Origin of the sequence: Bacillus sp. BF2-3 (assembly GCF_008368795.1) — a bacterium.
Lineage (GTDB): Bacteria > Bacillota > Bacilli > Bacillales > Bacillaceae_G > Bacillus_A > Bacillus_A cereus.
Window position 1 is genome coordinate 119,942 of sequence record NZ_QOSA01000037.1, and the last position, 15,683, is coordinate 135,624.

Sequence of the window (15,683 nt, forward strand, 5' to 3'; positions counted from 1 at the left end):
ATAGAACGTCTTTTCACTTTACTTCATACATATATCAATTTTTCACTTATTCATTTTGCATTACAATTAAGAAATCCATAAATTCATCTTCATTTACAGGTTTACTGTAGTAATAGCCCTGAATTAGATAACATACATTACGTTGTAACACTGTTAATTGTTCCTTCGTTTCTACCCCTTCTGCTATCACTTTCATGTTTAAAGTATGAGCAAGTGAAATAATGGTTTGTATAATTTCATCTCCATCAGTAGAAGTTCCAATCCTATTAACAAATTCTCTTGGAATTTTCAAAGTATCAATTGGATAAAGAGGCAGATACGCTAGTGAAGAATAACCTGTACCAAAATCGTCAATTGATAAATGTACACCAAATGATTTTAATGCTTTTAACTTTGATAAAGTTTCTCTTTCATCTACCATTGCAATTCGCTCTGTTAATTCCAAATCAATCGAATTAGCAGGTACTCCTATCTCTTCTATAGTAGATATCATTGTTTGAACAAAATCTTTCTGTTCAAACTCTATAGCTGATAAATTTATCCCCATCTTTAGATTTGAAAAACCCGCAGAATGCCATTCTTTCAGTTGTCGACACGCTTTCTGTAACGTCCACTTTCCAATTGAAATAATCTGCGCCGTTTCTTCTGCGATAGGTATAAACTCAAAAGGAGAAATCAGCCCAAGCTCTGGATGTTGCCAACGTATTAAAGCCTCTGCACCAATAACCTTACCTGCCTTACTATCAATTTGTGGTTGATACAATAAAAACAACTCATTATTTTCAATTGCATTTGGTAAATCCTGTTCTAATCGTAATCGACGAGTGACTTTTTGAGATAATGTCTCGTCATACATACAAACAGCATTGTTACCTTTTTCCTTTGCGCTATACATAGCGATATCAGCGTGTTGTAAAAGTGTAGTAGTATTTATTCCTCCAAATGGATACACCGCTATTCCTATACTAAGAGATAAGTAAAAACTATGCTGATTTACTACAAATGGTTCTTCAGTTATACGAAATAGAGTTTTACACAAATCCAATAGCTGTTGCTCTGTTTGGTTATGGACAATGATCGCAAACTCATCACCACCTATTCTTGCTAGAGGAATAGTCGGTGACAGACATGTCCTAAAACGTTTGGCAACTTCTTTTAAAACCTTGTCACCAATCGAATGACCCAATGTATCATTAATAGTCTTAAAGCGATTTAAATCAATATACAGGAGCCCAAACTTATCCTGCGTTTTTTGTGCACGCTTAATAGATCTATCTAATTCTTGTTGGAAGAATATACGATTTCCAATCTCCGTCACCGTATCATGGAATGCAAGGTAATTTATCTCTTCCTGTTGTTGTTTCATCCTTGTTATATCTTTTACCATTACATAGCTCCCAAAGGTTTGTCCTTCTATCATAATAGGAACTATAGTGACATACCAAAAGAGTATATCCTTCTCATTGTTATTTTTCACACGTAACTGTAGTGAAGATGAACTACATCGTTTCCCTTTCTTTATAGCTGCTTCCAATTCAGATTTATCTTCATCTAAAAAAATAGAGAAGCACTCTTTCCCTATTAATGCAGCACTTTCTTTTCCTAATAACATACTTCCAGCCTGGTTTATATTTAATACGATACCGTTTGAATCAATCGTTAAAATAGGATCCGGATGATACTCATATAATGACTTAAATCTCTCTTGATTTTTTACTAAATCATTAGATTTATTTATTAAATCCCTTGTTCTTTGAGATACTGTTTGTTCTAATTGATTATTAAACACTTTTAATGTTTTAGTTAACTCTTTGTTTTGCATTCGTACGATTGTATGACGAATCAGTACAAATACAAAAGCAATACAATTTCCCGTAATTAATGTAGCTGAAGAAGTTTGCTCTTTCAAAGTAAAACCAATTAAGACTGCAACTGCAAGATAAGGGAATATACCAAGAAGTTTCTCTCCAAATGTCGGATTAATAATAAAATAATTTCTTTTAGAAGAAGTATTCTTTGGGATTGTAGCAGCAATAGCGATAAATAATAGGAAAACTCTATACAAACACCTTAAAAATATAACTGAACGCTCTGACAAATCATCCTGTAAGTAGAAATACAAGTAGTCCGTAATAGCCAATCCAGTTAATACTAGGATAAAAATAAACAATTTACTTTTTGCATTGAAAATAGCAGGTCGAAAGATTAGTGTAACTCCAAGTAATAGAAGTAATAAATCTATAATTGGAAAAATAAATGAGAGAAAAACATCTCCAATTGATAAGAATAAGATATTTGCAGATGGTTTATTAAATAGGTACCACTCTAATGTAAAAATAGCAGTAACAACAATATATAAATCACAAAGTAAATATGCTTTCTCCCATTTGTTACATTCCATCATGATTTTATAAAAGAACGCAAAGAGAAAGAAAAATAAGAAAAACAGTAGAAATACATCAGAAATATTAAAATTTTGTATTGGTAATTCTACATTAAGTACTTGAAAAGCGGATATGAAATTCCCTATCAAAAAACACCCTATTGCAATAGTAATGCAAACCCAGAATACTCCTAACTTAATTTTTTGGGATAATATAGAATACAGTAATGAGATAAATACAGTAGTTTCAACGACTAAAGATGATAGTCGGATATTAAAATCTGATACGAAATAATGATTCGGAAAAACAAATAAAAATATAAAGCAAAAGCTTATATAAGTTATTAAAGCCAATATCAATACATAAAATTGCACATATACATGTTTACGCAATGGATTCACCTTCTTGATTTTTCTATACTTTTATTAAAAAATGACTTGATGGTGGCACAAGTCCTACTAATTAAAATGTGTGCTACCTATTATCCATATTATGACCTTTTTAAAAGATTTCTTTCTACACACAACAATCTTATTAACTTTTTGTAGATGTTTACAATTATCAATACTGAGGATTCTAAAAAGGATAAGCTGAAAAATGTAATTTTTTAAGTATTTGAGCATCGTAAATTTGGCGGGTACAACTTATCTACTCTTTACATATGAGATAGAATCTACTCCTCTATTGGATTATAGTTGCTATCTGTCACACTTAAAAAGGAATGAAAATATACTATCATTAAAATAGAAATTTAAATTAGTTTACGAAACCAACCGTAACTATTATAGTTACACAAAAAGTTGATGTCAATTTCATATCCTCCCTTTTTAACGGACAAAAGACATGACCTATTGAACAAAAATGTGATGTTTATAAAAAGGGCGGTAAAGTTTTATCTCCTTACTCAAAGAATTATAAATGATTTAGAATTAGATGAAATTGAAGCTAATATTGCATCTCCCTAAAAAGAATGTTACTCTAAAAATAGAATTATGAAAGGAATGATGGATGAATAATGATTAACTAATTTATATTTTAAGTTGAATTTTATAACTTCAAACTACAAAATATAGGGTTAGTCTATCCATTTTTAAAATTCAGTTCATACTTTATTTGTCATGATTCAAATGATTAATAAGTACTTATTAAGTATAGACGAAAGACTAATCCTTCCGATTACAAATTGGGGGATTTTTTTATTCCCGTTTGTCTTAGTTGAAACTTACTAATTGTTAAATGTACTTCACAAATAAAGGAGCGAGAAAAATGAGTACTTCAGATACTATTGTTACACATGTAATGCTCTATATAAGTCGTTAATATCCATCAAACTTATATAGAGGAATTAAAAAATGGATGGATGCTCCGACTTTATATGAAACGTTTCGATATATAAAGGAGGAATTATTATGTCAATGATAAAGGTCCAAGACTTAACTTTTTCATACCCAGGTAGCTTTGATAATATTTTTGAAAGTGTAAACTTCCAAATAGATACGGATTGGAAGCTAGGATTTATTGGTAGAAACGGACGAGGTAAAACGACATTCTTTAATTTATTGTTAGGGAATTATGAGTATAGCGGGAAAATCCTTGCTTCAGTAGAATTCAATTACTTCCCCTACTCTGTTTCAGATAAGAACAAATTCACTCATGAAATCCTTGAAGAAATTTGTCCCCAAGCCGCAGATTGGGAACTTCTACGTGAGATATCCTATTTAAATGTTGATGCTGAGGTCATGTACAGACCATTTAAAACATTATCAAATGGGGAACAAACAAAAGTGTTGCTTGCTGCACTGTTTTTAAATGCGGGTCAATTTCTATTAATTGATGAACCAACAAATCACTTAGATACAGATGCACGAAAGATAGTCTCCGATTATCTAAGGAAGAAAAAAGGATTTATTTTAATTTCACATGACAGAATCTTTTTAGATGGGTGCGTTGACCATATCCTATCTATTAATAGAGCAAATATTGAAGTTCAAAGTGGTAACTATTCTTCTTGGAAGTTAAATTTTGATAGACAGCAAGAACACGAGAAGGCTACAAATGAGCGTCTACAAAAAGACATAGGGCGATTAAAACAGTCTTCCAAACGTTCAGCAAGTTGGTCTAATGACGTGGAAGCTTCAAAAAATGGAACGAGGAATTCAGGCTCTAAGTTGGATAAGGGGTTTGTAGGACATAAAGCAGCCAAGATGATGAAAAGAGCAAAAAACCTTGAATCAAGGCAACAAAAAGCTATTGAGGAAAAATCAAAATTACTAAAAAATGTGGAAAAAACTGAGTCATTAAAATTGGAACAATTGCAATTTAAATCAAATGAATTGGTTACTTTAGTTGACGTGTCCGTTAAGTATAATGATCAAATTGTGAATGAGCCGATTAGCTTCATAGTTGAACAAGGTGACCGAATTGTACTTGATGGAACGAATGGGAGCGGAAAAAGTAGTATCCTAAAACTAATTCTAGGACATCCGATACAGCATACAGGCTTAGTTACTTTAGGTACAGGACTCATCATTTCCTATGTCCAACAAGATACTTCTCATTTGAAGGGATCGCTATCAGGCTTTATTGAAGAGCACAAGATTGATGAAACCTTATTTAAGTCCATCCTAAGTAAGATGGACTTTGACCGAATTCAATTTGAAAAAGATATATCTCATTATTCTGGTGGACAAAAGAAAAAACTGCTTATCGCTAAAAGTTTATGTGAAAAAGCTCATATATATATATGGGACGAACCACTAAATTTTATAGATATCTATTCCCGCATGCAGATTGAAGAACTTATTCAACAATTTAATCCCACAATGGTTATTGTTGAGCATGATAAAATATTTCAACAAACAGTTGCAACGAAAACTATATCTATATAGCTCAAAACGAATACTTGAAAATATAATCATTAACTTGAGTCCTTGAATTATAAAAACTTTAATGAATTGATAAAAAAAGCCTAATTTCTCTACAATACATTGAGAAATTAGGCTTTAAATAGTAATAATAGAATTCATAAACACTGAATAATTTACACATTAGGTTTATCTGTTAATGCAGTAACAATCCTGTCCACTAAGTTTTCTGGCATCCATTCATGATTTGTATCATTCGTTTCATTTGGTCCTAAAAAATCAATAAACTTTTTAAACTTTGGAAATAAAACAATAGAAGTGATCCAATGTATTGTATGATTTATGGAGAAGAAATGAAAAACTCCTTGCTTTTCACCCTCCTGTAATATTTCTTTTAACTGTTCAAAATTACCTATAAAATATGGTTGCTATTTTAAATGCTATTCACGCTTAAATATAGGAGTCTTCTTGGCTAAAATGATAAAAATAAGCACATCTTGTTATAAAAACAGATGTGCTTATTTTTTAATTTCTATGCATTTTTACGTTTTAAGAAAATCACTCCACCAACAATTAACAGTAATGCTCCTGCAGCCATAGAGATCCAACTTGTAAGATTAGTACCTGTTTGCGGTAACCATCCAATTTTAGATTGAATTTCTTTCTTAAGTTGTGGTTGTTCTTTTACTTGCTCGTTAGGTTGCTCTGGTGTTGTCGTATTTTTACCTGAATTTGGCTGTTCTGGTTTTAGTTGTTCCGATTTTCCCTCTTTAAATTTCACTGTTTGTCCCTTATCTTCAATTTCAGCGTGAATAGCTACTAATATATTATCTTGATACAGTTCTTCAAATACTACTACTTCTTTACCTTGTAATGCAGAAGCATTGAAAGTGAAGTCTAATGTGATAGAACCATTCTTCTCTTTAGCAGTAAACTTAGATTCTACTGTTACTTCTTTACCATCAACTAATAATGGCTTGTTTGTTGCTTTATCCACTAGTTTACCTTTTACTACGTACTCTTTACCCACGATTAAGTCTTTGTATTCCACTTTATCTTGGATTGTTACAGATTTAGAAGCATCTAACTCTTTAGAACCATCAGCTTTGTTTGTTGCTGTCGTTTTTACTGATGGCTTAACGAACTTAACTGTTTGACCTTTATCATTGATATCAGCATGTGTCGTAACAACTTTTCCGTCTTTCAATAACTCTTCGAATACTACTACTTCTTTTTCTTCTAAACCAGTTGCATCAAAAGTGAAATCTAGTGTAATAGAACCATTTGCTTCTTTTGGTGTAAACTTCGTTTCAGCAGTTACTTCTTTACCATTTACAACTAATGGTTTATTAGTCTCTTTATTCATTAATTTACCTTTTAAAGTATACTCTTTGCCTACTTGTAGGTCTTTGTATTCCACTTTATCTTGGATTGTTACAGACTTAGACGTGTGCATTTCTTTTGTACCATCTGTTTTATCAGTAGCTTTTGTTTCTATTGAAGGAATCTTTTCATCTTTGACAATGTGTTTAATGATTTGACCATTCTCTTTAATTTCAAAAGAGAACGTTTCTTCATTTAATACATAACCTTTTGGTGCAACAGTTTCTTTATATGTGTATTTTCCAAATGGTAACTTTTCAAATTTAGCGATTCCTTTATCGTCTGTTTTTCCTTTTACTACTTCTTTTCCTGCTTCGTTATAAATCGTAAATTCTGCATTTGGAAGCTTGTTATTTCCATCAGCTACATCTACCTTTGTAATTTCTAGATCACCTTTGATAAGATGATTAACTGCCAATAGCTCAATAATCTTTCCATGTTCCTTTATTTCGAACATAATCGGTTCTTTAACAAGAACGTAACCATTTGGAGAAGCCTTTTCTACAAATGAATATTTACCATACGCTAAATCTTTGACGTTAATCTCACCATTTTTATCTGTCTTATATTCCCCAACTACTTTTCCACTTGCATCTTTTAGCTCGAATGCTGCACCTTCTAATTTTTTACTAATATCTTCATTATCTACTTTTAGTAATTTTACACTACCTTTCACTTCGGTATTTTCCACTGTAAAAGTAAGTGTTTTATTGTGCTCTTTAATTTCAAAAGGATACTTTGTTTTATTTCCAATATATCCATTAGGTGTTTTTGTCTCTAAGAAATAATATTTACCATACGTAAGACCTTCAACGTTTGCAATTCCATTTTCTTTTGTTACTACTTTTTTCACTTCTTTTCCATCTTCAGTGAAGACTGTGAATTCAACATTTGGTAAAATCTTTCCTGAATCACTAAGCTTTTTAATTTCGATGCTACCTTTTACTTTGTTATTTACTATTTGGACAGCTCCTGTTTCTCCTGTCTTAACTTCAATAGTTTGTGGTTTATCATCTGAAACATAGCCTGTTGGTGCTTTAATTTCTTTTAATGTGTAAGTACCAATTGGTAAGTTGTTTAATTCTGCCATACCATCAGCACCAGTCGTGATTTTTCCGACTGATTCATTATTTACATTAAAGACCTCAAATACTGCACCAGCTAAAACTTCTCCATTTTCTCCAACCTTTTTAATTTTTAAAGAACCAGCTGCTTCCCAATTTACTGCAAGATCACTACTAAGCTTTTCTTCATTTCTCTCTAATAGTACTGTAGCATTCTGAACAGTATCCGTACCACGGTAAGCAATTGCTTGAACTTTAGTTAAATTAGCAGCAACACTTAAATTAAATTCACCCGTTTTTGTATTCTTAGGAATTTGGATACGAAATTTTTCTCCAACTGAAAGCTGATCTTTCACTTCTCCATTTTCACTTACAATTCTAACTCCATTAGGTGCATTTTTCGCTACTACCTTATAAGAACCACTCTTAGCATTTGTTTGTACTGAATATAGATTTGTTTCGAAGAATTCACCCTTTAATTCTGCTTTTTGCTTTTCAGCAGGAATCACATTCATAAAAACATCTTGAGTCTCTTCACTATTATTAGCATTACTAATAATAGCCTTAGCTGCTTTTTCAACATTTTTATTCTCATGTTTTAATTCATTTACATCGAGTTGACCTAATGCATTCCAAACCGCAAGTTGCGTTGCATAATGCGCTTCATTTTTATTAGCTACTCCCAGCTGTTCAGCACTTTTTTGCGGGAAACCATTTAATAAGACTCTATATACTACATTATCTGTTTTCCCCATTTCAGGAAGATCTTCACCATTTGGTGATTTTAATCCAAGGGTTAAGCAATAAGCAATTTGACCACTTGAATTTTTAATCATTTCAGTGCGAATGTACTTACCTAGACTATTACTATAACTCCAGTCCATTGAATATTTCTCATGCGTCATAACCTCTGCACTAGCCCTAGGTAAAAATACATTAAGGAATAATGCCAGTACTGATAATAATGTAAAAACTCTTATAATGACTCTCTTACCCAATTTTGTAACCTCCCTAGAATAAATTAATCCGAGTATATATCGCAATATCTAAAACATTCACGATCGACCCATTTATCATTATAAAACAATAAATTACAAATATTAAATAATTTTAATAAAATAGTCAAAAAATTTACACATTTTATTATTTATCAAGTTTTTTAACGAATTTACTATATACAAATTCTAAAACACGCCTACAATTTAAAAGACAAATATGTATGTTAAATATATAAATAGCAATTCCTTTACTCCAGTTATTAAGCTTTCCCCTATTAAAAATATCTTCTTCATTTTCTTGTTAACCTGAGTAACTTATACACCTCTTCTAATCTATTACACTCCTCCATTTAAATATAAAGGTGACTTCTCGTTCAAAGAATAAAGTGAAACTTTAATCCTCCCGATTCCCATCTAACTTCCTTGCTTTCATTGAATTTTTGGGCGGGAGTCTTACTGCCCAAAAATAGCGGAATATATTATGCAATATTGCATTTGATAATCATTTTCATTGTAACTATAATGATTACAGGGTTACTATTAATCCAATATTCTACATGGAGGTTTTATTATGTTTAAAAAAATTATTGTATCTTCTATGGCGCTTACTATGTTTGGTGGAGCTGCAACTATGCTAGAGGCACCTACTGCTCAAGCAGCTTCTTATAACTCAACGTCATCCTCTTACTTTGATGTCACTCCTGAAGAGGCCGTGGCTTTCTATCAATCTCAAGACTATAAAAAATTAAAAGTATTTTTGGATGACTTTGAAGCAAGAAACCCTTATACTCCAGGTGGAGGCTACGCTCAAGGGAGTGTACGTATGCAAAAATTCAACGATGCTCTTAGAGATGCAAAATTAACAAATGTCTACCAAGAATTTATTAGAATCTCATACTACAATCATTATCCAGAACCAAAATAATAACAACGGATTAAATGTTTATTATTTCTATAACTTAGCCTAATTTTAAATTTATAACCTAAAAATAATTACTAAAACCACTCATATAAGGGTGGTTTTTCTATCTCCCCATATAATTTAGCGGAATGTTACATCATCTTTATTTTAATATGTTTTATAGTAGACATTCTCTAGTTGACACAATCTAGTAGGTTAGCAATGGGAATATCAAAATATATTTATAATTATTTTCTGTTTAATAGCAAAAAACGAACACCCTCTCACAATTAGATAAGGTGCTCGTTTTCATTTTTATCGGTAATTCTCAATTCACTTTAGCTTCTTTCCAATAAGTAAAGATTAAATTAACTTAAAAACAAAGCGTTTTAAATTTAATTCATAGATCTTACTGAAACTTGGAATTGCCCCTTAGAACCATCATCATTTGAAACGTAAATTTTATATGTTCCATTCGGCAATGGAGATAAAGCATTCCGTACATTTGTAACATTAATTTGTTGTTCTCCAGGTTTTATATAACCACCAACAATTAGCTCTGTATTTGGACCTTTTACACTATATCCCATTGTATTTTGACCATTATTTTTCATAGAAAAGCTTAAGTCAGTACTCCCATCATATACGAAAGAAGTTACAGCCTCGCCACTATAATCCATTGTTTGGGTTAATAATAAGCCTGCAGAAACATGTTCAACTACATGAATTGGATCATTCGTTTTGTGTACTTCTTCAGCATAAGTATTATTCCCTAACACACCAAGTGTTAATGCTGAAACTACTCCACAACTAAGCACTAGTTTATTTAACTTCATTTTAAGTTCCCCCTTGATGTTTGTATTCTATTACCATCATACATCCTTTTTTAAGTGCGTTTTTATGTAATAATTCATATCTATAAACCTATATATTTTAACTTTCTGCCTTAATAGTTATTGAGAAAGCCACATAGATAAAGCTACAATATTACACTTCATAAAAAACTTATAAATTTTAAAATCTTTTTCTAACAAAGTTTTATACGAGGAAGTACCAAAATACTCAAATAAATAGCATTTCTATTTCAGATAAAATGTACTAATAAAATTTTTCTAAAATTTCACTTTGTAATTTGATATATTCCATGTTAATATAACAAAGGCTACAAAACAGGAGTCACCACACATATCATTTTCACAGAATATTCATACTTAAAGAACCTTATTTTATCAGTAACTCAATCCCAATTTTACCTATACAAAAGTTAGTTTATAATTTCATATGCACATGAATTTAAATAGATTTTTTATCTATTATTTTTTCTATTTTCCTTATCGATTTTAATACGAGTAATATAACAGCACTTTTCAAGTACCCTTCCTTTTTAGATAAAAAGTCTACTAATACTAAACATCTTTGTCCAACTCATACATAATTCTACTTACAAACTATCGGAGATGCAAAACTATGGGAATTTCTACTCTTTTATTAAATACCTTTATTATAATAATTTGTATCCTTAGCTATCACGTACTCTGGCTAGAGTTTAAAGAAAAAATAACATGTAATAATATGTTATTTTCTATCCTTTCCTCCATTGCTATTATTTTTTGTATGACTTTTCCTTTTCATTTACATGTGGGATTTATTTATGATTTACGTTTTATTCCTATTATATTAGTTTTTCTATATGGAAATACAAAAAACATTGTTTTTATAGGAATTTTATATCTTTCTTACCGGTTTTACTTAGGAGGAAATGGCGTTCTTCCATCATTTATTATCTTCACTATTATTTTGGGTATAACAATGCTCTTTCGTTACTTATTACCTATGTATTTTAAAGAAAAAAAGATATTATTAAGCTTACTTCTTATTTTAGTATGTACAGCTTCACTTTCTATTTGCGGTATTGTAACTCAAATAAATACAGGAGGTAAAATAGACTCTACTCTCATAGAATTTTTATTAAATTATATAGTCATTAATATTTTCACAGTATTATTATCAGTTTATTTTATAGAGGAAATGATTGAGAAATATAAAATGAAAGAAAAACTGCAACGGGCTGAAAAATTTTATATAGCTAGCGAACTAGCAGCGTCAATTGCACACGAAATCCACAACCCACTAACCACGGTACATGGATTCACTCAATTATTAAATGAAAAACATGCCTCTAAGCTATCTCAGGAGCAATACTTAGAAATCATGTTAATTGAAATGCAGCAAATACAATCTACTATTAATAACTATTTATCTTTAACCAAACCACAGAACACCCTAAAAGAGAAAATAGATATTAATCACATTTTAAATCAGGTGAAAGATACTATTTCACCACTCGCTCTGTCATACAAAGTTGAAATCAAACAAAATAGTACAGATTCCTTTTATATAAATGGGGACCCCGAAAAATTCAAACTCTGTCTAAACAACATCATCCAAAACGGAATTGAGGCTATGAAAAATGGTGGATTATTACAAATAAATATACAAAAAGTAAAAGAAAATATCATAATTGATATTATTGATTCAGGAATTGGGATGTCATCTCAACAAATAAAACGAATTGCTTTGCCATTCTATTCAACAACAGAAAAAGGAACTGGGCTTGGTACTATGATTGCTTATAGTATTATTAGAGAATTAAACGGAGATATAGAGATAGAGAGTGAATTAGGTAAAGGGACACGTTTTTCTATTAGTATCCCTTGCTAACGTGATAACAATTTTCTATTTAGTTAATTACATAAAAGGATCAGATCTTATCTATTGTTACAGATATACTCTGATCCTTTAGTTTAATTCAATTAAAAACACTTAATATTTATAACTTTTCTTACATCGTGATGAAATACTAGTTCATCGATTTTATCTCATTTACTGATTAGATTTGTTTAATGTAAATATAATATCTCGCGATACTTAATTTGTTATTATCATTAGGGACATTTCCTGCAGTTGTTTTTTCATTAAAGTACAGACCTTGTGCCATTCATTGAAAAAGACAACTCCCTTTTTACTACTTCACTTCCACCGTATAATTCCCTGTTCCACCACCATACTGATACACATGTAAATAATACTTCCCTGGATACGTGTAGTAACTACCTACTAGTTTATTCCCTTGTTGCTGAGCATACGTAACATAATTATTTAAATCTGCTTCAGAATAAAGTACCCAGTTCATTCCGATATTATTTTCATTCGTTACGTTAATTTGAAGGTTTTTAGCATTCTCCACATTAATTTCAAAGAAGTCACTTGTATCGCCATTTCCTAAACTAGCACGTAAAACTTGATTTAACTGCAGTTTGTTTGCTGTTTGGAATGAGTTATTCGGTTCTTTTTCTACACTGTTATCTTCTTTCTTTTGAACAGTTACAGTCGCTGTAGCAGTATTAGTTGCTCCTTTATCGTCTGTTACTGTTAATTTAGCCGTATACGCTCCTTCTTTTGTATATACGTGAGTTGGATTTTGCTCATTACTTACTGCTCCATCACCAAACTCCCATTTATATGAAATAATTTTCCCATCTTCATCTTTTGATCCGTTGCTTGTAAATGAAATTGCTTCATTTACATTTCCACTATACGGACCGTTTATAACCGCAACTGGTGCTTTATTCTCTGCCCCTTCTTCCGTATCAATACCATGGAACACAACATCATATTCAAATTGTCCTGATGCATTCACGCGATAATTTACGAAGTATGCTGTTACTGTTTTATAGCCTGTCCATTCCTTTACACTTAAACGTTTTAACGTATCATTAACGTTTTGTGTAATTGTTTTCCAATCTTCATATTCTCCTTTTGCTGCAGTTCCTGTATATGTTCCTTGTAGTGTGAATGTATTAAAGAACTGTGATTTATTTTTCTTCACTGATACATTTTTCAATTTTGCTTCCGCTGTTATTTCTGCTGCAATATCTGAAACTGGCTTCGATGCATGATTCGCTAAATAATCGTCTGATACTAATGGCACATTATACTTCTCACGATTATCAACTAGCATTTGCATATAGTCTTGATATTCTTTATTTAAATTCGCATCTTTACTTAATGTAGAGCGATATGCATCATATGCTGTTACATCATTTTTCCTAATAAGATCATGTATTTTATCGAACATATCATATCTCTTATTGTACATATACGATTGTAAAGCAAAGGAATAATTATAGAAATCCCACGTTCCATACTTTGCATTTAACGTTCGCTCTGCCGTATAACGCTCTGCTGGATTTGAAGATAATCCTCCTATAATACTCTTTCTCGGTACAACATTATCCGTTCTCGTTGCCCCTGCAAAAAATTCAGCATTCCCTTCTTCAAACCAAGATAATCTTTCATTTTCATATATTTTCCCTTGTCCCCATAACCCTGGTACTTCATATCTACCTTGTAAATAATGCGTGAACTCGTGTCTGAATAATTCTTCTAAACTATAAATACTTTCTTCTGGCGTACGCTCATAAGTAAAGAACGTACCTGTTCCTTCTATATAAAGACCACCGTTATTCGTTTCATAACCGTACAATTGACGATTAAATTGATATTCTGCTGGGCTATTATAAATAACCATCGTTAGTACATCATCAGGATTTCCTTTTTCTAAAGGTTGATCACTTTCAACCGTACGATGGAATTGTGCCTTCACTTCTTTTGCCGCCCAATATAAACGTTTTACTTTTTCTTCTGTCACTTTATCTCCAGCTTTTAAAACAATTGCCCCATCATCAAACGTATACGTTTTTGGCAAATATTTTTTCTTTCCATCTTCTCTTATTTGATCTAAATTCACCACTTTACCATTTGCATCTTTTCCGCCATAATTCGTTGCGATTTGCTCAGCAGCTACGAAATATTGCTCCCCTAAATACGGATAAATTTTCATCGCATCTGTTACAACTTGTAACCCTTTCGTTCCTGTACTATGGAATGTACCGAGTCTACCTGTATAATAAATGCCATTATTAATAAGCCAACCGTTTTTTGCTGTAATCGTTCCCATTAATGCAAAACGACTTAGTTCATTAATATAACTATCTATTTTCTGATACCATACTGTATCTTTCGGTGCTTTCCTCGTATCGTACAAATACGATTGAATGTCGTAATCAACACCTTGCATAATATCGTAAATAGCATTTCCAGCTGAAAGATTATCTACTAATGTAGAAAAATTATCATTATATTGTTTAAAAATCTTTGCAGCTGATGTTATCGTTTCCACATCACTCGAAGCGTTTCCTATTAACTTTCCGTATGATGATACCACTCTATTTTGCTCTAATGTACCCAGCTTGAAATTTGAATTGTTAGCTATCGCTTTTAATGCAGGTAAGCATTTATCATGATAACTCCGTTCATTTAATTTACTAAGTTCCGAATTATAAAATCCTAAATAAAATCCTGAACGCAATACCTCCACTAATGTCTCAATCCCTTTTGAATCATCCTTCGTATAGGCTTGTCCTTGCTGCTTCAATTTATCAATAATCGCCTGCATCCTACTATCATTTTGATAGAATGCTAGACTGTCTGTATTAAACTGAAATAGCCCCGTAATTTGCTCCCAATCAATTGTTACAAGTAAATCTACTAACTGCTGATTGCTTAATTGATTTAATTCAGCAATTGTATAAGTTTTCGCTACAGCTAATTGCTTACTTTCTTTTTTCATCTCAGGTGGTCTTTGTGATAAATCGGCAAATTGTAACCTTTTCTCAAAAGACTCGCTTTCGAGCACTTTCGATGAATGAGCTAATTCTTGTACTGGTAGTTGTACACCGACTGGCTCCATTTTGAGCACATTTCGATAAGAAACTTGCTCTCCCTTAGTATCTTCTGCCAAACTGACCCCTTGAAAACTCCCTAACATTAAACTAGCAAAACTTACCCCTACTAACATTTTCTTTGAATAGCCTTTCATGCTCTCCCCTACCTTACATTTATAGTGTCCCGCTCCATTATTTTACTATTTTCACTTTTTGTCCTGTATTGAGAAAAAATAAGGTAACGTTCACACATGTATCCATTCCATGTAAAATTAACGCTTGACTTTCCGTGCATTTTATATC

General features: G+C 31.6%; 7 protein-coding genes and 1 pseudogene. 3 read left to right on the forward strand and 5 right to left on the reverse strand.

Annotation, left to right across the window (positions count from 1 at the left end; genetic code table 11):
- Positions 1 to 46 precede the first annotated feature (46 nt).
- On the reverse strand, positions 47 to 2,776 hold the full coding sequence (locus tag DN401_RS23550; protein ID WP_001225602.1) for a sensor domain-containing protein: 2,730 nt from the start codon (positions 2,774 to 2,776) through the stop codon (positions 47 to 49).
- Between the two features lie 1,017 nt (positions 2,777 to 3,793).
- Between DN401_RS23550 and DN401_RS23555 the strand changes: the two genes are divergently transcribed.
- A complete protein-coding gene (locus tag DN401_RS23555; protein ID WP_000061798.1) occupies positions 3,794 to 5,272 on the forward strand; it encodes an Lsa family ABC-F type ribosomal protection protein in 1,479 nt (492 codons plus the stop codon).
- A 152-nt stretch (positions 5,273 to 5,424) separates the two neighbouring features.
- Here DN401_RS23555 and DN401_RS23560 read toward each other — a convergent pair.
- Together DN401_RS23560 and DN401_RS23565 are read right to left on the reverse strand one after the other, a co-directional pair.
- A pseudogene (locus DN401_RS23560) lies at positions 5,425 to 5,676 on the reverse strand (TetR/AcrR family transcriptional regulator); the annotation flags it as partial.
- 104 nt (positions 5,677 to 5,780) lie between these two features.
- A complete protein-coding gene (locus tag DN401_RS23565) occupies positions 5,781 to 8,693 on the reverse strand; it encodes a VaFE repeat-containing surface-anchored protein (RefSeq protein ID WP_149287976.1) in 2,913 nt (970 codons plus the stop codon).
- Positions 8,694 to 9,264: 571 nt separating this feature from the next.
- On the opposite strand from DN401_RS23565, the gene DN401_RS23570 reads away from it, so the two are divergent.
- Positions 9,265 to 9,618: a hypothetical protein gene (locus tag DN401_RS23570; RefSeq protein WP_000473483.1), complete on the forward strand. Its 354-nt coding sequence runs from the start codon at positions 9,265 to 9,267 to the stop codon at positions 9,616 to 9,618.
- A 371-nt stretch (positions 9,619 to 9,989) separates the two neighbouring features.
- Here DN401_RS23570 and DN401_RS23575 read toward each other — a convergent pair whose 3' ends face one another.
- Positions 9,990 to 10,430, reverse strand: coding sequence for a hypothetical protein (locus DN401_RS23575; RefSeq protein WP_149287977.1), 441 nt, complete (start codon positions 10,428 to 10,430; stop codon positions 9,990 to 9,992).
- Positions 10,431 to 11,061: 631 nt separating this feature from the next.
- Here DN401_RS23575 and DN401_RS23580 point away from each other — a divergent pair.
- Positions 11,062 to 12,315, forward strand: a complete 1,254-nt coding sequence (locus tag DN401_RS23580) for a sensor histidine kinase (RefSeq protein ID WP_000513034.1) — start codon at positions 11,062 to 11,064, stop codon at positions 12,313 to 12,315.
- Positions 12,316 to 12,619: 304 nt separating this feature from the next.
- On the opposite strand, the gene colA is transcribed toward DN401_RS23580, so the two are convergent.
- The gene (colA, locus tag DN401_RS23585; RefSeq protein WP_149287978.1) at positions 12,620 to 15,535 is read right to left on the reverse strand and encodes a collagenase ColA; all 2,916 of its coding nucleotides are present in this window, start codon (positions 15,533 to 15,535) and stop codon (positions 12,620 to 12,622) included.
- Positions 15,536 to 15,683: the final 148 nt, after the last annotated feature.